Annotated in this window: 23 protein-coding genes, 1 tRNA gene and 4 pseudogenes; 5 read left to right on the top strand and 23 right to left on the bottom strand. The window is 37.6% G+C overall.

Translation table 11 applies throughout. The annotated features are described in order from the left end of the window. Window positions 1-339: 339 nt before the first annotated feature. The 3 genes from ACSIGC_RS18050 to ACSIGC_RS18040 all read right to left on the bottom strand — a co-directional run bounded on the left by ACSIGC_RS18050 (window position 340) and on the right by ACSIGC_RS18040 (window position 1,292). Window positions 340-615 carry a phage integrase SAM-like domain-containing protein gene (locus ACSIGC_RS18050; RefSeq protein ID WP_442267788.1) on the bottom strand — a complete coding sequence of 92 codons (276 nt, stop codon included), beginning with the start codon at window positions 613-615 and terminating at the stop codon, window positions 340-342. Window positions 616-631: 16 nt separating this feature from the next. Then, window positions 632-973, bottom strand: a complete 342-nt coding sequence (locus ACSIGC_RS18045) for an Arm DNA-binding domain-containing protein (RefSeq protein WP_442267787.1) — start codon at window positions 971-973, stop codon at window positions 632-634. 237 nt (window positions 974-1,210) lie between these two features. Beyond that, a tRNA-Leu gene (locus ACSIGC_RS18040) sits at window positions 1,211-1,292 on the bottom strand. Window positions 1,293-1,516: 224 nt separating this feature from the next. On the opposite strand from ACSIGC_RS18040, the gene ACSIGC_RS18035 reads away from it, so the two are divergent. After that, a complete protein-coding gene (locus ACSIGC_RS18035; RefSeq protein WP_442267786.1) occupies window positions 1,517-1,753 on the top strand; it encodes a hypothetical protein in 237 nt (78 codons plus the stop codon). Between the two features lie 454 nt (window positions 1,754-2,207). On the opposite strand, the gene ACSIGC_RS18030 is transcribed toward ACSIGC_RS18035, so the two are convergent. The 6 genes from ACSIGC_RS18030 to ACSIGC_RS18005 form a co-directional block, all read right to left on the bottom strand. Beyond that, complete coding sequence (locus ACSIGC_RS18030) at window positions 2,208-2,465, bottom strand: hypothetical protein (protein ID WP_442267785.1); 258 nt, start codon at window positions 2,463-2,465, stop codon at window positions 2,208-2,210. Further along, entirely contained in the window at window positions 2,443-3,627 is a 1,185-nt protein-coding gene (locus tag ACSIGC_RS18025; RefSeq protein WP_442267784.1) for a DUF6090 family protein, read from the bottom strand. The genes ACSIGC_RS18030 and ACSIGC_RS18025 overlap by 23 nt, the downstream gene beginning before the upstream one ends. After that, window positions 3,624-3,947 carry an alcohol dehydrogenase catalytic domain-containing protein gene (locus ACSIGC_RS18020; protein ID WP_442267783.1) on the bottom strand — a complete coding sequence of 108 codons (324 nt, stop codon included), beginning with the start codon at window positions 3,945-3,947 and terminating at the stop codon, window positions 3,624-3,626. Before ACSIGC_RS18020 ends, ACSIGC_RS18025 begins: the two co-directional genes overlap by 4 nt. A gap of 105 nt (window positions 3,948-4,052) precedes the next feature. Continuing rightward, complete coding sequence (locus ACSIGC_RS18015) at window positions 4,053-4,382, bottom strand: hypothetical protein (RefSeq protein WP_442267782.1); 330 nt, start codon at window positions 4,380-4,382, stop codon at window positions 4,053-4,055. Between the two features lie 223 nt (window positions 4,383-4,605). Beyond that, window positions 4,606-4,728, bottom strand: coding sequence for a LuxR C-terminal-related transcriptional regulator (locus ACSIGC_RS18010; RefSeq protein WP_442267781.1), 123 nt, complete (start codon window positions 4,726-4,728; stop codon window positions 4,606-4,608). Beyond that, on the bottom strand, window positions 4,691-5,170 hold the full coding sequence (locus ACSIGC_RS18005) for a hypothetical protein (protein WP_442267780.1): 480 nt from the start codon (window positions 5,168-5,170) through the stop codon (window positions 4,691-4,693). The genes ACSIGC_RS18010 and ACSIGC_RS18005 overlap by 38 nt, the downstream gene beginning before the upstream one ends. A gap of 657 nt (window positions 5,171-5,827) precedes the next feature. Here ACSIGC_RS18005 and ACSIGC_RS18000 point away from each other — a divergent pair. From ACSIGC_RS18000 to ACSIGC_RS17990, 3 pseudogenes are all read left to right on the top strand, one after another. Further along, window positions 5,828-6,337 (top strand): annotated as a pseudogene (locus ACSIGC_RS18000) (HupE/UreJ family protein). A 90-nt stretch (window positions 6,338-6,427) separates the two neighbouring features. Continuing rightward, window positions 6,428-6,857 (top strand): annotated as a pseudogene (locus ACSIGC_RS17995) (deoxycytidylate deaminase). Beyond that, a pseudogene (locus ACSIGC_RS17990) lies at window positions 6,854-8,440 on the top strand (S41 family peptidase). The pseudogenes ACSIGC_RS17995 and ACSIGC_RS17990 overlap by 4 nt, the downstream one beginning before the upstream one ends. A 308-nt stretch (window positions 8,441-8,748) precedes the next feature. Here the strand turns inward: ACSIGC_RS17990 and ACSIGC_RS17985 are convergent. The 7 genes from ACSIGC_RS17985 to ACSIGC_RS17955 all read right to left on the bottom strand — a co-directional run bounded on the left by ACSIGC_RS17985 (window position 8,749) and on the right by ACSIGC_RS17955 (window position 14,587). Continuing rightward, window positions 8,749-9,357 carry an FAD-dependent oxidoreductase gene (locus ACSIGC_RS17985; RefSeq protein ID WP_442267779.1) on the bottom strand — a complete coding sequence of 203 codons (609 nt, stop codon included), beginning with the start codon at window positions 9,355-9,357 and terminating at the stop codon, window positions 8,749-8,751. 196 nt (window positions 9,358-9,553) lie between these two features. Next, window positions 9,554-10,078, bottom strand: a complete 525-nt coding sequence (locus tag ACSIGC_RS17980) for a MarC family protein (protein ID WP_442267778.1) — start codon at window positions 10,076-10,078, stop codon at window positions 9,554-9,556. A gap of 551 nt (window positions 10,079-10,629) precedes the next feature. Then, complete coding sequence (locus ACSIGC_RS17975; protein ID WP_442267797.1) at window positions 10,630-10,977, bottom strand: hypothetical protein; 348 nt, start codon at window positions 10,975-10,977, stop codon at window positions 10,630-10,632. Window positions 10,978-11,121: 144 nt separating this feature from the next. Continuing rightward, complete coding sequence (locus tag ACSIGC_RS17970) at window positions 11,122-11,478, bottom strand: TonB-dependent receptor domain-containing protein (RefSeq protein WP_442267796.1); 357 nt, start codon at window positions 11,476-11,478, stop codon at window positions 11,122-11,124. A gap of 988 nt (window positions 11,479-12,466) precedes the next feature. Continuing rightward, entirely contained in the window at window positions 12,467-12,763 is a 297-nt protein-coding gene (locus ACSIGC_RS17965) for a hypothetical protein (RefSeq protein WP_442267795.1), read from the bottom strand. A 207-nt stretch (window positions 12,764-12,970) separates the two neighbouring features. After that, complete coding sequence (locus ACSIGC_RS17960) at window positions 12,971-13,216, bottom strand: hypothetical protein (RefSeq protein ID WP_442267794.1); 246 nt, start codon at window positions 13,214-13,216, stop codon at window positions 12,971-12,973. 1,218 nt (window positions 13,217-14,434) lie between these two features. Continuing rightward, a complete protein-coding gene (locus ACSIGC_RS17955; RefSeq protein ID WP_442267793.1) occupies window positions 14,435-14,587 on the bottom strand; it encodes a hypothetical protein in 153 nt (50 codons plus the stop codon). A 667-nt stretch (window positions 14,588-15,254) separates the two neighbouring features. On the opposite strand from ACSIGC_RS17955, the gene ACSIGC_RS17950 reads away from it, so the two are divergent. Next, window positions 15,255-15,380, top strand: a complete 126-nt coding sequence (locus ACSIGC_RS17950) for a hypothetical protein (protein ID WP_442267792.1) — start codon at window positions 15,255-15,257, stop codon at window positions 15,378-15,380. A gap of 398 nt (window positions 15,381-15,778) precedes the next feature. Here the strand turns inward: ACSIGC_RS17950 and ACSIGC_RS17945 are convergent, their stop codons facing one another. The 7 genes and pseudogenes from ACSIGC_RS17945 to ACSIGC_RS17915 form a co-directional block, all read right to left on the bottom strand. Beyond that, a complete protein-coding gene (locus tag ACSIGC_RS17945) occupies window positions 15,779-15,853 on the bottom strand; it encodes a hypothetical protein (protein WP_442267800.1) in 75 nt (24 codons plus the stop codon). 19 nt (window positions 15,854-15,872) lie between these two features. Then, the gene (locus ACSIGC_RS17940; protein WP_442267799.1) at window positions 15,873-15,941 is read right to left on the bottom strand and encodes a hypothetical protein; all 69 of its coding nucleotides are present in this window, start codon (window positions 15,939-15,941) and stop codon (window positions 15,873-15,875) included. A gap of 4 nt (window positions 15,942-15,945) precedes the next feature. Next, complete coding sequence (locus tag ACSIGC_RS17935; RefSeq protein ID WP_442267791.1) at window positions 15,946-16,665, bottom strand: relaxase/mobilization nuclease domain-containing protein; 720 nt, start codon at window positions 16,663-16,665, stop codon at window positions 15,946-15,948. Window positions 16,666-16,855: 190 nt separating this feature from the next. Further along, complete coding sequence (gene mbpA, locus ACSIGC_RS17930) at window positions 16,856-17,149, bottom strand: mobilization protein MbpA (RefSeq protein WP_442267790.1); 294 nt, start codon at window positions 17,147-17,149, stop codon at window positions 16,856-16,858. Between the two features lie 82 nt (window positions 17,150-17,231). Further along, window positions 17,232-17,522, bottom strand: a complete 291-nt coding sequence (locus ACSIGC_RS17925; protein WP_442267798.1) for a toprim domain-containing protein — start codon at window positions 17,520-17,522, stop codon at window positions 17,232-17,234. 1,637 nt (window positions 17,523-19,159) lie between these two features. Continuing rightward, window positions 19,160-19,447, bottom strand: a complete 288-nt coding sequence (locus tag ACSIGC_RS17920; protein WP_442267789.1) for a primase-helicase family protein — start codon at window positions 19,445-19,447, stop codon at window positions 19,160-19,162. 582 nt (window positions 19,448-20,029) lie between these two features. After that, a pseudogene (locus tag ACSIGC_RS17915) lies at window positions 20,030-20,269 on the bottom strand (tyrosine-type recombinase/integrase); the annotation flags it as partial.

The raw sequence follows: 20,269 nt of genomic DNA, 5'->3' as shown, positions 1-20,269 counted from the left end.
TCTTTGATTAGTATAAACAGGCAGTAATCGGTTATCAAGAAAGGCAATATGCTCATATTTTTCTATTAGCCTTTGAGCAACGGGTAGTAAGGGAATGCTACTAAGTGTTTTAGTTTTGGTTCTCTTAGTCCTGATCCAAAGGTTACCATCAATCCCTTTTACAATATCATCAGAATTCAATTTTTGAACATCAGCGTAGGATAAGCCGGTATAACAGGAAAATAAGAATACATCCCTAACATGCTCAATCCTGGAATTAAAAATTCCTTTTCCATTATTTTGATGATTTCTTCTTTAGTTAAGAATTCACGATCTCTCGCTTGAAGTTTGAGTTTGAAGTTATAAAATGGATCCTTCTCCAACCATCCGTTTCGCATAGGCTACCCTTACAATTTTTTTGAGATAGGAAATGTACTTGAGAGCGGAATTATGGGAAAGGACTAACTCTGTTTTGAGGTAATAAATAAAAGCATTTACAAATTTTGTATCAATATCCTTTACAGGATAATCTTCTATCTTAAAGTTGGAAGAAATAAATGATTTAAGATGTTTTTTGGTTGTTTCATACCTTTGAAGTGTTCTGTAAGAGTAATCTTTACCAACCAATTTTTTCATTCTTGAGTTATGTTCTTCAAACATTTGAGAGAATAGACTTATTATCATCGCTATTTCCTAAATATTCATTTTTAATTCCTACAGCAGTTATTTCCTCTCCCTTTTCTAAAAGCTTCTGATAGATTTCGTAAATCCGATTTTTTATAATATCAAGGTTTCGATTAATCTGCTTAGCTTCAATAGATGATCCAATAACTTTATTCGCTTTTGAATTCCATTTGGACAAGGGAGCCTTCCGCAGCGTACTGGCCTCAGCCCTCTTACCATCATAGGTAATCCTCAGATATATCGTAGCATGAGTAGCGTTTTTGTCTTTACTCTTCCTTACATAGAATAATACCGATAAGAGATCTTGCATTTTTCTTCAATTTTTCGATATAAATATATCGGATTAAAATGAAATTAAAAATTCGTAAACTCTTATTTAACAGTGCTTTACACCTCATTCGGGCGCACTTAATTTTAGCGGCTAGGTGCGCCCGAATTAGACACCTTTTAATTGCATTTAAATGATATTTTTTAACATCAATAAAAATTAAAAACCCCGTAAATACTGAGATTTACGGGGTTTTGCTGTAATTTGATAAGTAAAAAGTACTCGAGGTGGGAATCGAACCCACACTCCCGAAAGAACTGGATTTTGAATCCAGCGCGTCTACCAATTCCGCCACTCGAGCCTAAATGGACGGCAAAAATATAAAAAATTTGCTTCAGAGAAACGAATTATCGGCAAATAATTAATTTCTCTTTTTATCATTACTCACTGCCGATTTTTTTGCTTCATTTCGTTAACCCAAACCCCTTTTACACAATAGTTTGACTCTGATATAAAAATTTTAAGGCTTTTAATTTTTGAATCATTTTGATATATATTCGCCCGATTTTTAATTCAATCACAAAAATGAAAAAAATGATTTTTGGTGCTCTTGCACTTGCCATGTTTACTGTAACTTCTTGCCGTAACGAAAATACTGAAACCACTGAGGAGACAGTAAATGAAACTGCGATCAATGAAGAAGGAACTCTTGAAATGACTACTGAAGAAGTTGAAGACAGCCTTGAGGTTGAAACTGAAACTGCGGTAGACTCTCTGGAAACCACTACAGAAACTGAGCAGGAAGTACCAGCTGTTCAATAAGAAGGTTCAATATTCTTAATTTTCCAAGTCCTGCCAGAAGCAGGACTTTTTTATTTCTCCTAGTACTAAACAACCAGATCTTTACACGATAATTTACCGGTAAACGATCACTTTTCCCTGCTGCAGTAGGTGTTTTGCCTTTTTCCAGTTTGGCAGCTCTGTGGCATCTATAGTTAAAGTCCGAATTTCCCGGGCTATTTTTCTGCTATTTCTCATCGCTTCAAGATGAGCACCGCTGCCTGCAAAATTTCTCATGGTCGACTCATCTGGCCAGAGAGTCATGGTATAATGCTTCATCCAGATCCCTCTTTTTCTGAAACTCCAGACAACCACTGGTCTTAACCTGTCGGCTTATCTTTAAGGCCTGCAGGAGAGGTTGAAGAAATGCCCAGGGTTTTCTTAATTGCAGAGAAGTGATAGTTGCTTTCATATTCAATATTAAAATAGTCCGTTTCTATTTCTTTTCAATTTCTGAATCTATAAGCATCAGAATATTATCAATTTCTTCCAGTAATGGCTGATAATGAGAAGTTTCTGTACTTATCCCGGTAAGTATATAAACCAGAAGATTATTTTCAAATTCTCTTGACTTCAACACCTCCAGATTACTATTTGAAACCTGGGCTATTTTCAGGTCTAATTCCTTTGAAATGCCAGTTTCATCTATTATTGTTTTGATACTGTTTTGATCATTCCTGAAAATATCCAGCATTTTCTCCCTCTGATCTCTCAAGTTGGATTCCTGCCGATGTATACTTTGAATAAAAGATTCCCATGAAGTAAGATTTCTGCGTAAACCAGCATTCGAAATATCCTTTAAGCTGACCGGAATTAATAAGTTCGGTTAACAGAGAGTTATTTGGATTATAATCGATCTCATAAGAGAATGAACTATAGAGAAGTTCTGATAGCTCTTTCTCTGAAGGCCTTCTGCTGGTATCGCTTATAAATCCTGCTATCTTTTTTGCTCCTTCATAATTCAATCGGTTTACCCCGATAAGATTCTGCAGTTTTACCCTGCTTTGTAAAAATTCCTCTTTCAGTGCCGCCAGATAAAACTGTTCTCGATCTTCGGTGGCCTTTCTCTGGTTCCAGTTATTGATTCCAAGTGCTATCAGGATTCCTATTACAATTAGCACCACCTCCCCTATGGCATATAAAATGTACCTCCCAAATTTATTCTGGTTGATTAACCATCTGCGCGTTTTCCTGAAAAGACTGATCATTTTTGAACAATATTGAGAATGACATTGCCAATTTTCTCCCCTGCTCATTACGTATTCAAAAGCTTCCTTTACTTCATGCATGGAATAACTTCGATCTATAAGCGGTTTATATTTTCCGGTTTCAAGAAGTTCTGATACAATCTTGAGACTTTTGGGTATATCCAGGGGAAGTGGAAATCTCACTTTTTTTCCTTCGGAAAAAGTAGTGGTAACCGCAAGAAAAGGATTTTGAGAATATGGACCAAGTTCCGAAGAAATATAGATCCCATTATCTGTAAGCAGTCTTTCACACTTTCCGAAAGTGCTTTTTCCAACCGAATCGAATACATAATCGTATTTTTCATCATCCTGAGTGAAATCTTGAAGCTTATAATCTATCGCCCTTTCTGCTCCAAGAGATAGTAATTTTTCCAAGTGTTCTGTAGGTCCTGTCGCTACTACCTGTAAACCATGGAATTTTAGCAATTGAATCAGGGATGAACCAATAGCACCGGTACCACCATTTACCATCGCTTTTTCACCAGCACGCAACTTCACCTTGTTCAGAAAATTAATGGCATAATGGGCTCCCTCTGCCGAAGCAACGGCCTCCTCGTATGAAATATCCTGCGAAATATGTCTAATCGCTTTATTTACAGAAATATTCATATACTCTCGGCCATAGAAGAAAGGCCGTTATCGTCAAAACCAAATATTCGATCTCCCACTCTATAGTCAATAACCTCGCTTCCAACCTCCACAATTTCACCGGCAAAATCGGTTCCCGGTATAGGTTTCATAGGACCCGTTAGACCAGTGAATATTCTAACAATATAAGGTTTGCCGGTAAGGTTAGCACAATCTGTTCTGTTTACCGTAGTAGCATGGACCTTTACCAGAATTTCGTCATCATTGATCTTCGGAATTTCGGATTCGGTGATGCTTAGAACCTGTGGAGGTCCATAATGGGATCTTGTAACTGCTTTCATGATATATAAGAAGAACCTCACAAACAACTCACACCCAATCTTATAGGTTCTATATTTTATAGTGAATTTAAGAATATCTTTGAAGAAAGCGGTCACTCCCAAATTTCATCTTACAAATTTGCTGGCATAACTATTTTTATACGACCCGCTTTTTTTTAAAAAACTTAAATCATTATTCAGCCTGTCTCTATGCCTTTCGGTATCCATTCTAAGGCTACGTGTGAATAGATCGGTCATAAAATAATTTTCTTTCTTATAACCATAGATCAGCCATTCCTGGCCAGGCATAAAGCCTATTCCACACATTGATGAATACTGATGTGAACGAATTTCAATGTCTTTCTGAATTCCTTCGCCCTTATATAGTTTTTCAACCCGAACGGTGTAGATCACTTCTTTTCCTTCTTCCCTTGCTTTTTCAACTCTGCCCTTCAATATAAGATCGTAAGAATCATATTTTTTCTTCGGAAATCTCTCCCACCGGAAGGCATGAACAAAAATCTTCTGACGGATTCAGTAGAAAAGCAGTGATAAGGACAAATAAATAACTCATATTAATTAAGGCTTAAAGAAATTACCCCACCTGCAATACATTTTGCGACCAGTTCAGTAGTATTACCGCAACCGCTTTTTTGAAGAATGTTCTTTCGATGTGTTTTTACCGTATGAGGGAAAGATTAAGTTTACTGGCAATTTCCTGAGCACTTAATCCTCTGGCCAGATCGTTTACTATTTGCTTTTCTCTATTTGAAAAAAGTTCTGCAAGTTGGTCTTTTTTCACTTTCACAGGAACTTAAATCGAATTTCCCGGCAGAAATATCCACATTAAAATAACATTTTCCACCCTCTATATTAACAAAAGAAACGCTATTTGTGCTGCGCAATTTCAGGTGGGAGACATCTGTTTGGATACATAGTACATGTTCCGGCATCCCATTTTCCAAAACGCTTAGTGGGATTGCCTGGTATAGCATTGTTCTTAGCTTTCCACTGGCATCTTTCATTCGATACGAGAACATATTTTTATAGTCAAGCGCGCTTTCCTTATCCAGAAAAGAAGTATAAAAATCTGCTACGACCTTACTTGTTAGCTTGATCTTTTCAATCTCCTCTGGCAGCACTGTTTTCATTAGATCTTTAAGGTCGATATCGGCAACTTCCTTATCCACGAAAATCTCCACAGATTCTGAAACATATTCCAATTCAAAATTATGAAGGTTCACAATGTACATGTAGGAGTTTCCACAGCGAACATGGAAGCATATCTTTTAAAATCTTTCGAGACATTAAAAGGCCTATAGTCCCTCACTTTTTGTGAGTATACTTCCTTCCAGTGATCTGAAATTTTTACGATATCCTTATCCATAAGGGAGGTCTAATTTGGAGCGTAAAGATAAAAATTAGTAACCTAAAAAGAAGAATTTCTTAATACTACAGAAATAACAGATTTCTGTAAAATAAAAAACCTTCCGGAAATATTCCGGAAGGTTAGCTAAGTGGATAAGTCAGTGTTAGTTTTGGTATATCTTGATCTATTAACATCGAATCTTACCCCAAACAAAACCAATTTTTAGAAATAAGCCCTACACAAATTTCTAAAGCCCAAAACCGTATCACTTCATATCCCAATAAGGTTCGGCTAATTTACGGCATCGAATAGGTTTACAAAATACCCCAAAAATGGTATATTTTAAACTTTATGAGAAGTGATATTATGACATGGAAAACTTCGTAAGCTAAAGTATACTTTGCTTTTAACCGAATAAGTTGTAATTTCGGCTCTTTCCGACAAATATTTGAATATGTCCCAATTTTGGCTCTACTTTAAGCTTGGACTGGACCATGTACTGGACTGGCAGGCATACGATCATGTACTATTCCTGGTTGTGCTGGTTGCTTCGTATGGTTTTTCATCATGGAAAAGAGTTTTATGGCTGGTAACACTTTTTACTCTGGGACATACCCTTGCGCTTTTCCTTTCGGTATATGAGATTGTAAAAGTTTGCCACAGATTATGTAGAATTCTTAATTCCTGTGACGATTATAATAACGGCGATATTTGACATTTCAACGGCCGGAAAAAAACTCAGAAATACCAATTTCAATCTATTATATATCACTACCGTTTTCTTGGAGTAATTCATGGGCTAGGTTTCTCCAACTTCTTTAAAAGCACGGTTGCAATCTACGATTCAAAATTCTGGCCACTGGTAGAATTTGCTCTGGGCATAGAACTTGCGCAGATCATAGTAGTTCTTGCAGTGATGATCCTTTCTTTTATTGCTCAGAACATTTTTAATGTCTCAAAAAGAGACTGGATACTTGTTACAGCTTCCATAGTCATAGGGATTATACTCCCCATACTTCAGGAAAGCTACCTCGCTTTGTAGAATTAAGGATTTTTAAACTACATTTTTGACAATAATCTTTTAATTTGCAGCTCATTATTAATTTCTGCAGATTAGATCTTTACAGTTTCCATGAACAAGAAAAAACAGCTTAAATACGATAAGGCATATTTGAGAATTGCCAGAATGGAGTAAATTATCACATTGTAATAGAAAACAGGTTGGCGCGTTAATTGTAAAGGATAGAATGATCATTTCTGACGGATATAATGGAACTCCAACCGGATTTGAGAATTTTTGCGAGGATGAAGAAGGATATACCAAGTGGTATGTATTGCATGCCGAGGCCAATGCTATCCTGAAGGTAGCCGGTTCTACTCAGTCATGTAAAGATGCGACGCTTTATATTACCATGTCGCCGTGTAAGGAATGTAGTAAGTTGATACACCAATCTGGCATAAAGAGACTAGTCTACCAGATAGATTATAAAGACAATTCGGGCCTTAGCTTTTTGAAAAAAGCAGGCGTGGAATTACAACAGATAAGCGAACTTGAAGATTGAGAAAAAGGAATAAAATATATACTCCGCTATTATTAAGCATTGCCTGTGCCATTGGACTTATCCTGGGCGCAAGGCTTAATTTTGATACTTCAGACGAACTTTTCTCGGCTAATCCCAAAAAACAGAAATTAAACCGCCTTATAGATTACATCGATTATGAATATGTAGACGATGTGAATACTGATAGTATTGTTGATATTACCGTGAACCGAATTCTGGAGAATCTGGATCCTCATTCGGTTTATATTCCAAAAGAAGAATATGCTAATGTCACCGAAAATATGAAAGGTGATTTTGTGGAATAGGAGTAAGCTTTTACAACGTACAGGACACTATCGTGGTGATTAAAGCCCTGAAGGTGGTCCAGCGAGAAAATTGGGATTCGCGGAGGAGATCGTATTCTTTACGCCAATGGAAATAAGCTTTTTGATAGAGGTATAAGTAATGATTCAATCACCCGCCAGTTAAAAGGAAAGAGAAAACACCAAAGTAACCCTGAAAGTTTTACGCAAAGGCATTGAAGATCTGTTGACTTTTAAGGTAAAACGCAGTAAAGTTCCTCTTAAAAGTGTAGATGCTGCTTATATGCTTACTGATAATCTGGGTTATATAAAAGTAAACCGATTCGCTGAAACTACCTATAAAGAATTCAGCGATGCGATTTCCGACCTTAAAAAGGAAGGGGCTACACAGATTGCTCTGGACCTGCGTGACAACCCGGGAGGATATCTTTCTGAAGCGATTAATATCGCCGATGAATTCATTAAGGATGACAAGCTGATTCTTTATACCAAAAATAAAAGCGGCGCTATAGAAGAAACTTACGCTCAGCGGGAGGGAGAATTCGAAAACGGGAAAGTTTTTGTTCTTATAAATGAAAATTCAGCATCTGCAAGCGAGGTGGTTGCAGGAGCACTACAGGACAACGATGTTGGAACTATCGTGGGAAGACGATCTTATGGAAAAGGTCTGGTTCAACGGGAAATGGAACTGGGAGATGGCAGCGCGGTAAGACTCACCATCGCCCGCTATTATACCCCTACCGGAAGATCGATTCAGAAACCTTACAATAACGGTAACGAGTCTTATTTTAACGACTATATGCGTCGTTATAAGAACGGGGAACTAAATAATGAGGACAGCATCGAGGTGAACGACTCGCTAAGGTTCGTCACTCCTGGCGGAAAGGTTGTATATGGTGGTGGCGGTATAATTCCGGATGTATTCGTACCCAAAGAAACCGATTCAGAAAAAGAGAAACTTACCTTTCTTTTAAGGGGCGGCTATATGAGCCGGTTTGTCTTGACGTGCTTGAAAAAAACCGGCAGTATTATAATTCCATTCCTAAAAACCGATTCGTAGAAGAAATTGAGATCACAGACGAAATGATCAACGATTTTGATACTTACCTTCGTCAAATGAGTGTACGAATGAATCTAAACGGCCAGCACACCCCTTTGCTCAAAAAATACCTGAAAGCTGAAATGGCTCAGCAACTTTTCGGCACGAATGCATTTGAACGGTATTTAAATGAAGATGATCGAATAATTGAGAAAGTAATCGAGTTGTCTATGGAAAAATAATAATTTGGATTTCCGTGAAAGACATTTCGCCATATCTTATTTCCCTTTGGTGGTTTATTCCTCTGCTTTTTTTCACTATAGCAGTGATATTCAGACTACTTGACAACAGCACTTATCTTTTCCTCAAACGGGATATTCTTATTAACTCTTCAAACGTCTCCAGAAAGATCCTGAAAAAACAAATAAAGCTTAATAGCGACCCGGTTTTCACAAGACAGTTAAAGCGAGCTCTGGTCTTCAGGAATCTGCAGCAAAGTTTCATGATCTCTGCAGCAGTAAGTTTTCCAGTAAGTCTCGTGTGTTATTTGTTAACCTAACTTATCGTGCACCTTGGTGTGTTCTCCCTCATTCCAGCCGGTAAGAATATCGGTAGCTACAGCTGCTCCGCTGCCACTGGCAATAGCAAACTGACTGCGCCAACCCGCCAGTGTTCCTGCAACATATAGACCCGGCTTTACCAGGTGATCTTGATTTTTTAACTGGATACGATCTTTGGACACCTTTGCTTTTTTATGCGGAATTAGATACTCTTCCAAACCCTTGATTCTGAACGGACTTGTATAACCAATAGCTACGACTACCTCAGCAGAAGTATATTCATTTTTATTCGTGATTACCCTGAATCCCCCTTCAATCTCTTTGACTTCCTTTACCTTTTCCTTCTGTATAATTTCCATCAAAGGATAAAGTTCCTCTAAATGAGACATTCCTCTTTTTAAAATTTCGTCGCCCCGGGTACCCGGCTCAATTCCGAAAACATTTTTCAGCAAGGCTGACTGTAAATGAGAAGATCTTTGGTGAAGGATAATTCCTGCTCTTTTATCTTTAGCGTAAGGCTTTTCCATGGCTGAACCTATCACCAATGCACAAGACATTCCTGCAGCTCCTCCACCTATGATTAGTACATTAAAATCCATATTAATTAATCCTGTTTATTAGCAATACTTCTGGAAACAAGCAGGATTATCATTAAGATTACCACGCACAGGCTTGCGAGAATCACAATTAGAGCATTGCCACTATCTCCTTCGGTAAGGTTCTGAAAATTAAGTACGCTTGCGCTAATACCTATAAAAACTACGGCTAAAAATATGACTGTATAGATAAAATATTTCATGCGAATAAACTCTGAATGTTTTCGGCAAATAATTTAACTGCTATGGCCAGTAGAATCACTCCAAAAACTTTTCTAATTACATTAATTCCCTGGCTACCCAGAAACTTCTCAATTTTTGCAGAAGATTTAAGCACCAGGTACACAAAGATAATATTGAAAAAGATAGCCACAATGATATTCACCATTTCATATTCTGCCTGCAGTGAAACCAGTGAAGTCATCGTACCCGCTCCGGCGATGAGTGGGAAGGCTAAAGGTACTATGGACGCAGTCTCCGGAGCATCATCTTTATAAAGGCTTATCCCAAGAATCATCTCCAGCGCCAGAAAGAATAGAATAAACGAACCGGCTACCGCAAACGAATTTACATCTATACCAATAAGATTTAGAATTTCCTTTCCAACAAAAAGAAACACTACCATAATAATTCCCGCCACTATAGAAGCTTTTTCGCTTTGGATATGACCTACTTTTTTTCGAAGATCAATGATAATAGGAACACTTCCTACAATATCAATCATAATATCTGAGGTCCACATGCGTAGATTATAAAGTTTTGGCCATTGTAAAGGCTGGTAAGCACCATTAACCACCGTTATTAATTCCTCTTCGTTCGCAGGATAATTTTCAGTATTTATTGTGTCTAAAAGGTTGGCTTATCCAAATAGTCTTTCGTACATAGCTAATACTAAGTGCTGAAAGAAGAAGCAAAATGATTTTTGATATATGTCTTTTCATGATCAATTTTTTAGAATCCAATGTTCAGTCCAACAGTGAATGTTCGCGTTACAGGATAAATATTATTGTCTATTCCATTGGGGCCAACTTCAGGATCGAAACCTGAATAATCGGTAATGGTAAAAAGGTTCTGACCAGATAGAGTATACTCTCGCAGAGCTCAAAGGACTGTTTGTGAAACTATCAACCGGAAGATTATAACCGAGATTCACATTTCTCAGTCTTAGATAGGAACCATCTTCGATATATCTGGTTGAGGGTCTGGCATTGTTATTAGGATCAACCAAACACTGCACGGGGCATCGTGTTGCTAGTTCCAGGACCGGTCCACCTGTCAAGGGACTGCCGTTGACTGATTTGTGGTAACCGACATGTTTTCAGTATAAAGCCTATTAGCATTAAAAATATCATTTCCATAAACTCCCTGAAGGAAAATATTCAGATAGAAATTGCCCATTTTGAAGGTATTATTCAATGAATAGGTGAAATCAGGATTTGGATTTCCAATGAAAGTTCTGTCATCATCATTGATGATTCCATCATTGTTCAGGTCCTTATACCTTATGTCTCCAGGGCAGTGCCTGGTAGCAGGGTTAGTCCCTGGCGACTGCACCGCAGCATTGTTAACTTCTTCAACTGTTCCTGTGAAAATACCTTCCCTGAACAAAGCCGTAGAAAACATTTACCGGATAACCAGGCTGAATCCTTCCAAGAGTATAGTTCAGTCCTATATTTCCCCGTTGTAAGAGGTGTGTCACTATTAATACTTATCACCTCATTTTCATTATAAGAAAACACAAAGTCTGTACTCCAGCTGAAGACATCATTATTGAAATTGTAGGTAGTTAGCAATACTTCTTACCCCACGGTTCCTGATCTCTCCTGCATTGATGTATGGTACAAAAATATCCGGAGTATCGGAAGTCACAGGTACAGATTGTGGCACCAACATATCCTCAGTATTCTTCTGGTACAGATCAACGGTAAGATCCATGAACCTGTCAAAAACAGAGGCATCAAGACCAATATTATATTGCACCTGAGATTCCCACTGCACATTCGAGTTAGGCAGCACTGTTGGAACTGCGGCGGTGACAAAGTTATTATTAAAAGTTATAGCGATACGTCTTATATGCTGAAGCAAAGGCATAGTTTCCAATCTCCTGATTACCGGTGATACCATAACCTAACCTAAGTTTGAGGTCATTGATAGTTTCTGAGTCATTCAGAAAACTTTCTTCGGTAATTCTCCATGCTGCAGATGCCCTAAGGAAACGTTCCGTACTTATTTCCATCCCCAAATCGGGGAAGACCCATCACGCCTAACCGTTGCAGTTAAATAATACTTGTCTTTATAATCAAAATTTCCTCTTGCGAAATAAGAAAAGAGTGCCCATTCAGATCCACTTCCGTTTAAGAGTGGTCTGATCCATCCCATTGTTCAATTGCTGAGTAGATTCACTAGGGAAATTCTGAATGGATCCGCTAATGAATTTGAAATTGGTTTTCCTGTGCACTTGTACCAACTACTCCGGTAATGGAGGAACCATTATCAAATTCCTTATTATAGGTTATTGTATTATCCCACAGCAAAGTTCAGACTTCGGTTTGCAGATTCACTTAAAAAAGCATTAGGTGAAACATCTGTATCCCAATCATAGGCAGGGGCCCATGTTCTGTTCTCAGCAACCAAGAAATTAGTTTCTGCCCCAAGTAGTGATTTAAAAGTAAAAATCTTGAAGAAAATCAAGCTCCCCGAAAATCTTACCCTGCATATTAAAACCTTTGGTGGAATTCTCGACGACGATATTTGATTTCCCCGATTGGGTTCTCTATGTCACCTGAATAAAGTGGCTGAACCGATTGGGCCTGAATAATCACCATCTGCTCTAAGGATTGGCTGGGTAGGCAACGAAAGAATAGCATTTGTGTATATTATTTTCCCCATTTTCCTTTATATCATAATTAAGTTTTATGCTATTCCCAAAACGAAGATTATCGTTGATATCGCTATCACTATTGAATTGTAACATTGTATTGAGTATATTCGGAATTGATTATAGTACCCTTCCTGATTGAAAACGTTCAATGAAGTATAGAGATTTGTAAATCTCACCTCCACTGGGAATATGAAACTGTAGCATTCATTCTGTCTTCCTGTGGTGAAAAACTCATTTAACCAGTCGGTTCCGGCTCCAAGAGAAGCTCCGATCGCTAAAATCTGGATTGGTCTGAATACCTCCATTTGCCAGCATTTCATTATTTAGCTGGGCAAATTGTTGTGCATTAAGGACATCAATAACACTAGTAGGATGCTGTACGCTTGAAAACATATCCACCTCCATTCGGGCTACCCCTTCTTCTCCTCTTTTAGTAGTAATCGTTACCACTCCGTTAGCTCCCCGAGCTCCATAGATTGAGGTAGCCGATGCATCTTTTAAAACCTGCAAAGATTCCACATCTTTCATGTTTACCTTGTTTAGTCCGCCATTTAAAGGCACTCCATTCTACAACAATAAGACAGGTATCATTATTTCCAATTGTACCTGTACCTCGAATTCGGAAGGTTGGATTATCTCCTGGCTGACCGGAAGTTATTACCCGAACCCCTGCGGCCCGGCCCTGGATGGCATCTCCACATATTACTGGAAGGTTGGGATTGTACATCATCAAGATCAATCGAGGAAACCGGCACCAGTAAGATCTCTTTGTTTTCGATTCCCGTAACCTACTACCACTACTTCGTCTAAAGCAGCAGCATCAGACTCAAGCGTAACTTCGACAGGCCTCCTCAGTTGCCGCAATCGTTTTCGTTTTAAAACCAATAAAACTGATAGAAATCTGCGATTCAGGAGAAAATCCTCAATCTGAAAATTTCCATCAAAGTCGGTAACTACGCCATTATTGGTTCCTACTTCCATAACTGTTGCACCTGGAAGAGGAATTCCCTGATCATCCTGAACAATTCCGGAAACACTTTATTTGAGAAGTTTCATCCTGGGCATTTACTGAAAATTGTGCTCCTAAAAGGAGGATCAAAAACAAACAGCTCTTGATACTTTTAAAAGCATTAATTTTTGTGCGATTTAGCATTGTTTGAAATTTATTTATCTGGGTTAAAATTGTACAGAAACCGGTTAAAGATTTCAGCGACATTTCAAACTTGCAAAAATTAACACCTCATATCACGGTTTTTTATTTTTGTATAGAAAAAAATGTTATCTTGATTTATTAGACAACTGATTTTTAGCTATTTAATAAAAATTAACTATAGCAAACTATATAGAAAATAATGCTTTATAAAGGATGTTTTAAAAGCTTTAATGTAGTATTATTGAGTAGTTTTTCGTCAAAATCCTTGGTATCTACTAATGATTTCTTGCGAATTTTTGTTTTATAGGCGTAGATAGAATTTGACAGAATAGCCTAAAATCTGAGCAATAATTTCATTATGATTAATTCCAAGGCGGATTAAGAGCAAAAATCCTGAATTCCTTATTCAGGATTTGTCCTTTTTTACCTTCTCATTTTTTGATCTTTTTTGAGTAAGGAATTGAATTTCTTCGATAAAATTGGGGAAGAGTTTTATAAAAGCTTCATCAAAGTCTTCCAAACAACTTTTGCTTTTCCTTTTTTAGATCATAATTTGAGACCAGATATTTAGCTTTTTCATAATTGTTTTCGGCTGAGATACCTGTCTTCAACTCCTACTTTAAAATTTCTGAATTTCTCGAAAATATCAGCATCCTGAGTGAAAAAAGAAACCGATATACTCTTCTTTAATTTTATTAGCCTCCAGTAATTGATTATTAACCCTGAGTAGTTCAGCATTCGGTAGGTCTCATTTTATCATTTACCTGAAACTATTTCTTTATTGGTTCTCTGTTAACTTTTCATGAAGCTACTGTAACCATCTTTTTAGCTTTTTTAAGTTTATTAACCATGGGAATAGATTACTAGAGCAAGAGCAATTACAAAAATCAAAAGTACCCCCATAAAAATATTCTGCCAGTACAATCGCTCTCGTTGTTTCTCAATTCTCTGTAATAATCTTCTCTTCGATCAGCGGTAAAATTGCACCTACAACTAACTTTTTCGCTGTTGAGCTCCATAGAAACGAGCATCCGCATTTGCCTTTTTTATAAATATTGAAGCATTCCTACATTATCTTCTTCGAACATTAATTCTGCGAGACGAAGCATTGACAGATTTTCTTTTGTAGATGTTTGAATATCGAAAATAGCTGATTTGGCCAAGTGAATTATAGCTTCCTCATTCTTCTCTTCCTGCATATAAATGCTCCCTCAGCAGAAAATGAACTCAAAGCTGCCTCTCTCTAAGTTCAACTCATTAATTAAAAGCCCATTCAATATTTCTAAAGATTTCTTCATTATTTCCTTTTTGAAAACTCATAAAGCCCTTAAGAAATGTATTAAGAAGGTTCCCTCATCAGTAAGTTGGAGGGCGCATTGTCGATATCTCCCTGCAAGTTCCCTATATTCGGCAGAAAAATATGGCAGATTACTGTATTCCGCCATTTCCCCATAACAGCGACCAAGAAGTCCGAAATACAGTGAGCGCATATCCTGAGGAATTTTATTCGGATCTATAATATCCATAAACTTGAAGGTCTTCTTTATACATCCCAGATGAAACACTTATATCAGCCAGACTAAATACTGTATTTGCAATCAAGGCGGTATCTTCTAATTGTTCAGCCAGCTCCCTACTTTTTTATGCCATAAGCGGAAAGCCTGAATCACGTCTGAATACCTGGTACTCCTCAACAGACTCCGGTTGAGATTATATCTTGTTTTAATTTCTTCTTTCTCAACGCCAGAAAGCTCTATCTCTAAGACTTATCGATTCGATCAATCTTTTGCAAATCATAATACGCAGACTTGTCTCTATCTCTTGTTTTAAGCTCTTCAAGAATCTCCTCCTGAGAAAAAGATAAGAATGGAACTATTACAGAGGAATGAAGAAATGATGAGGATTTTCAACATAAAAAATAGAGGGAAGTTAAATTTTGACCAAGATAAATTATCCAAGGAAAAGAAAAAATTAATAGATCCAATACCATAATTTTTATGATACACATAGAAAATATGTTGAAAAACTTATGTTCTTACAGAGGCATTTTTCCCCAATCACTCTGCATAGTTGACTTTATAAATGAAGAAATTAGCCCGAAACAAAACAGGATATATAGTCTTTTTAATTTTTATATTCTAACCAGTTGCAGTACTCTTTCTTTATCTCCAGATTTTCAGATAAAAATATGTGATAAGATTTAAGTTCTAATTCAGAAAGTGTTCGATAGATATGGAACTTCTCTTCTTCTATATTTTAGTTAGTGTATATAAAATATCCAAATCCGGATATTAGTAGAACCAGAATACCTGCATACCATACAAACACGTAATTCGGGATAAGGCTGGCGTGTTCCAGTTTATCATTTATATCTCTGAATAATTCATTTTTTAGCTCGTTGGCCTCTTCCTGTTTTGAAGAAAGCTCTTTAGATTCTCATCAATAACAGCTGTACTGATAGAAATACTCGTTTCATTAAGCTCTTTAGATAATGCTTCCAGTTTTTCGAGTGAAAACTTTGAAGTCGGCCATTTCATCGGCCATCAGTTCCATGATCTCATCTAGTTTTTTCATAATAATTATTATTTAGTAGCCCCATTCCCATACCGGCATCAAGTCCTCGCTTGATCACCTGTTTCGCGAGGTCCTTAGCGATCTTACTGGCCATATTCGTGCTTAGTTGTACGGTGGTATTCACCAGCTTTAAAGTTTTCGGTACTTCTTTGAGTTTGGTGTAACTGTTATTCTGAGATATTTCTGCGATCAGTTTACTGCCAGTCATAGAGCGGTGCACCTCACTTCCTTTTAAGTTTGCGCCCTGGTATTCGAACCGGAAGCCCTGCAGCTGATTGGATTTATTGATACTCGGAATCACCTTTACATTACGAGCATTCATTTTCTGGATATAATCATCTAGGGATTTTGGCCTGGACTCCAGAACTTTGTTATTGATATGTCTGATGGCCAGTCGCTGCCATTTTAATTCCTGTAGTTTTTGTTGTTGAACTTCCTTGACCCGGGTAAGTCCTAATTTTTTGGCTACATTGTCTGCTGCTATCTGACTTCGTTTTCCAATAAAACTGTCTTTATAGACTTCTCCTTTTAAGCTGATACTATTCTCAGCATAGATATGAATATGGGTATGTTCTTTATCCTTATGAACAAACCCAATGGCCTGGTGATTTTTAAGGTCCATTTCTTTGATAAATCGCTGAGCGATCTTTTCCAGGTCCCGATGGCTTAGGTTTTCACCATCTTTGACCGTTGGACTTACCACGAAGCTCAAGGTATTTTTAGTACAGCGGTCATTTTGCGATTGAATGATCCTAATTCATCGGTGATCTGTTTAGGAGTTTCACCGGCCAGGTTTTCTTTAAGCACCACTTCGGCCTCCTTCTCCTGGTTCCAGCCATACTCTTGATGGAGGCCTGGGTCCGTGATATGGATTGTCCTTTTCCGATCATCGTTTAAAGTTGTATAGGTGTTGCCGTATTTCTTCTTTGGCCAGGGCTTCTACATTCCTGGCCAGTTTGGGATCTCTTTTCTTTAAACATATTACTGATCCGCATAAAGTTGTTTTTATACTGGATGAGCATCTGGTAACATTTCAATTGTTCCGGAGTGATTCTTTCCACCATATTAATTTCAAAGGCGGTAGATCTCAGATATTCAGAAAGTGAAATTCCCGCCCTGGCCGCTCTTTTTTTGAGTAGCTTTTTCTCGTAGATTGAGCATCGTATCTGGATAACTTCCCGTTTCATAATTCTGTCCTTTTTTTTAATCTTTGCAACCTCCGGGCGCAAAGCAAGATTGTCATGACAATGACACATCTTGCTTTGCTACTCAAAAAAGTTTTTGGCCACTGGAAACACTATGTCCACTAGTTAGCTTTTCATTGAGATCTTTATAGTTTTTATAGCGATGACTTTGGTCTTTTATATGGGGATAATACCGCAATAATTCGGTGGTATTTTTCTTCCCTGAAGCATCATTATCCAGATAGAGATCAATGCTTTTATAGCTCTTGAATTTGGGGGTGATCTGTTTTAAAAATGACAGTGAGTTTAAGACAATGATATCCGAGTTCTTTAATTCTTCCGGATATAATTCAACTATGGATAACAGGTCAAACATGCCTTCACATATCATCAGGTTATCTTTAATTTTCTGGAGGTAAGTGAAGCTTTTAGGAGAACTGGAGGTTTTAAAATATAGATTGCGAAGTTCCCAGCTTCTTCTTGATTGTTCTGAAGTCCAATTGCATAATAGGTCTTTCCCCTGACATTCATACCATACTTCCTTACAATATTTTCTGGCTACCTGTAAAGAGATGCCTCTGGATCTTACATATTTCTTTAAATAGCTCCTCGAGATCGGTTGGACCTTTACGATAGTATTGCCGTTATCCCTTTCTAAAGTATCTGTAACTGGTCCTTGAAATGAGTATACAGGTAGTTCATCAGACAGGAATTGAAGGGCTTCGGCAACACTACAATTAGAAATCTTGCAAATCAGGTGCGATGACATTTCCACCTTCGCCTATTCCGAAGTCATACCACCGGTTCAGTTTTAAAGATACCTTGAAAGAGGCCTGTGTTTCTGACCGGAGGGGACTCGGAAACCAGGCTCTTTCTCCCTTGTCCTACGGGGAAAGTGCCCCGGTTTTGCGAGCGTTTCCACAATGCAAATACTGCGGGCTCTTTCACAGGTTAGTTTTCGCTTCTCTCATGATCCTTAATTTTAGTTATATCCACAACAGCTGAATGAAGTTGCTGTTGAAATAAAAAATGTATTATGGTGATTGTCTTATTCATTTCTTTTCTGTTTACCTAAACAAAAACCCCTCACTTCTGGACGGGGTTTTGTTTAGGTAAATCGATGAAAGACGATCCTATTTTTTATTTCAATAGCATTTTCATTGTTGGTATTTAGCTTTTGTTTTGTATCTCGGCCGTCTTTTCTTAATTTCTGTCATCATTTTCATTTTGATGACAGTTTGATGACAAAATGATGACAGCCTAAACCCCTACTATTACTGGTCTCATCCTATTCTGTCATCAATTCATCAAAAAAAAGAGAGAATCAGAAGCTTTTTCCTGAAAAGTTCGTTTAAAAATGATGAAACGATGACAGCGAATGGCAAACCCCGTGAACACTGGTGGTTCCCGTGTCATCATTTTGTCATCAATTCATCATTTTTGTTTGAGCCGGCAGGTTTTAGCCGATCTTCTCTTCCTCAAACTGCTGCTGTAAGAACATTTTAGTTATAGTGAAATAGCGTCCTTTGGCTTCTTTCCAGTTAATATCTCCATCGGCGTAGGTGACAAACCTCAGATAGCCGTTAGAGTTAGGTTGATTGGTCAGTTTCCAGTCCTTTTTAAAGATCTTACGGATCTGGGTCAGGTCGAGTTGAGTATCCGCGATTTACCAGGGCATTTAAAACATTCTACCGGACATACTTTAATCTCCTCTGAATTATCTGTTTCCATAATGGCCAGGAGTAAGCTGGCCATCTCCTTTGTCTACCCGGTTCCTGATCATTATGAACCAGCCTTTTTAAGGCTTTTGTTTCCAATTGTTCCGTAGTAAACCACATGCGTGTCTTCTTTTGAGTTTGCATTTGCCTGTTCCTTAAGTAAATATAGAAATGCCGGGATCTCATGATTGAGCTTTTCGAGTAATTCGGTCTCTTCCTTTTCTGCCTTGGGAACTTTTCAGGACCCAGAAACGGGTCTCATGCTGATCGATCTCTGATAAAATTCTCCTCATTATTACTGCAGAGAATGAACTTGCCCGAAAAATTCCACTTCCCGCTTATCCTTTCCTTTTGCCTCCAGCTTGTTAAAATTGGTGGTACTGAGGTATTTGATACGTTCGGTCAGTTCTTCTTTATTAAAAAGCACTTCATCCACGCAGATCAGCAGTTTATTGGTCCAGTCAGAATTGAACTGGCTACTGAAATCATCATTAAGCAAATACGTAAGATTTCCCTGGAAGATATTCTTTAGCCATTTGAAAAGTGCTTTTTCCCGTAGAGCGTTACCTGAGAAACCAGACAAAGGATAGGAAGGATCTGAGTGGGTTTAGGTATAAAGCAGCTGCAAGATAATCCAGACCTAGTTCAAAATGAGGTCCTAAAATATGTTTAGACAAATGCTAATGATCGTTTGACACTTCCTTCTTCCGGCGTATGGCTCGAAGGAGCATAGGTGTTATAAAAGTTATGAAAGGTCGATTGAAAATTAAGATGGTTGGGAATGCAGGTGAAGCCATCAAATTTAGGGATCTGGGCCAGAAAGGTCTTTCCGTGATCCTGGCGGATAGTTTCGATATTCCAGGGAATTTAAACTTTGATTTAGCATGTCCTGAAATGGAAGGAATTTGTACCAGTTTATAGTACTGGGTGCAGACTTCTGATGTAAGTGTTTTCCTGCTTCACAATAGACCTGTAATTACATGATCTATTAAAAGTAAGAAATTATAAATTAATTAAAAAATATTCACTAATTTGTCATATTTGCTGAATATATATCAATTATTATTAAATTAAACTAAATAATATAATTTTTCGTAATTGTAATAAAATGCTCCAGTAAATGATTTTAATTCATTTTAAATAAAATTATGAACATTTTTTCGTTTTATTTAGGTGCTAGCCTTTCCTTTAGAAGCTCCATATCTTCGCTAAGCTTTCCATCTAAAATTTTCGGCATAATGTTAGTAGTTTTTAGCGATTGATGTCCCAGCATTTTACTTACAGATTCAATTGGGACGCCGTTTGATAAACTTACCGTAGTAGCAAAAGTATGTCTTGCCAGTATGAAAAGTTAGATTCTTTTGATTTTGCATCTATCTGCAATTTCCTTAAGGTAACTATTCAT

Origin of the sequence: Tenacibaculum aquaeponti, assembly GCF_052084715.1 — a bacterium.
Taxonomy (GTDB): domain Bacteria; phylum Bacteroidota; class Bacteroidia; order Flavobacteriales; family Flavobacteriaceae; genus Polaribacter.
Note: the sequence above shows the minus strand (reverse complement) of the source record. Positions and strands in the feature narration are given on the sequence as shown.

What these genes read in the sequence shown, in the direction of transcription:
- ACSIGC_RS17965 (WP_442267795.1), bottom strand. Translation starts at nt 12,763, where the DNA reads ATGAAAGATGTGGAATCTTTGCAGGTTTTAAAAGATGCATCGGCTACC.
- ACSIGC_RS18050 (WP_442267788.1), bottom strand. Translation starts at nt 615, where the DNA reads ATGAAAAAATTGGTTGGTAAAGATTACTCTTACAGAACACTTCAAAGG.
- ACSIGC_RS18030 (WP_442267785.1), bottom strand. Translation starts at nt 2,465, where the DNA reads ATGCTGGATATTTTCAGGAATGATCAAAACAGTATCAAAACAATAATA.
- ACSIGC_RS17985 (WP_442267779.1), bottom strand. Translation starts at nt 9,357, where the DNA reads ATGGATTTTAATGTACTAATCATAGGTGGAGGAGCTGCAGGAATGTCT.
- ACSIGC_RS17960 (WP_442267794.1), bottom strand. Translation starts at nt 13,216, where the DNA reads ATGGAAGTAGGAACCAATAATGGCGTAGTTACCGACTTTGATGGAAAT.
- ACSIGC_RS18020 (WP_442267783.1), bottom strand. Translation starts at nt 3,947, where the DNA reads ATGAAAGCAGTTACAAGATCCCATTATGGACCTCCACAGGTTCTAAGC.
- ACSIGC_RS17950 (WP_442267792.1), top strand. Translation starts at nt 15,255, where the DNA reads ATGGAACTATTACAGAGGAATGAAGAAATGATGAGGATTTTCAACATA.
- ACSIGC_RS17970 (WP_442267796.1), bottom strand. Translation starts at nt 11,478, where the DNA reads ATGGTATCACCGGTAATCAGGAGATTGGAAACTATGCCTTTGCTTCAG.
- ACSIGC_RS17925 (WP_442267798.1), bottom strand. Translation starts at nt 17,522, where the DNA reads ATGTTTGACCTGTTATCCATAGTTGAATTATATCCGGAAGAATTAAAG.
- ACSIGC_RS17955 (WP_442267793.1), bottom strand. Translation starts at nt 14,587, where the DNA reads ATGCAGGAAGAGAAGAATGAGGAAGCTATAATTCACTTGGCCAAATCA.
- ACSIGC_RS18035 (WP_442267786.1), top strand. Translation starts at nt 1,517, where the DNA reads ATGAAAAAAATGATTTTTGGTGCTCTTGCACTTGCCATGTTTACTGTA.
- mbpA (WP_442267790.1), bottom strand. Translation starts at nt 17,149, where the DNA reads ATGAAACGGGAAGTTATCCAGATACGATGCTCAATCTACGAGAAAAAG.
- ACSIGC_RS17975 (WP_442267797.1), bottom strand. Translation starts at nt 10,977, where the DNA reads ATGTTTTCTACGGCTTTGTTCAGGGAAGGTATTTTCACAGGAACAGTT.
- ACSIGC_RS17980 (WP_442267778.1), bottom strand. Translation starts at nt 10,078, where the DNA reads ATGATTGATATTGTAGGAAGTGTTCCTATTATCATTGATCTTCGAAAA.
- ACSIGC_RS18045 (WP_442267787.1), bottom strand. Translation starts at nt 973, where the DNA reads ATGCAAGATCTCTTATCGGTATTATTCTATGTAAGGAAGAGTAAAGAC.
- ACSIGC_RS18025 (WP_442267784.1), bottom strand. Translation starts at nt 3,627, where the DNA reads ATGAATATTTCTGTAAATAAAGCGATTAGACATATTTCGCAGGATATT.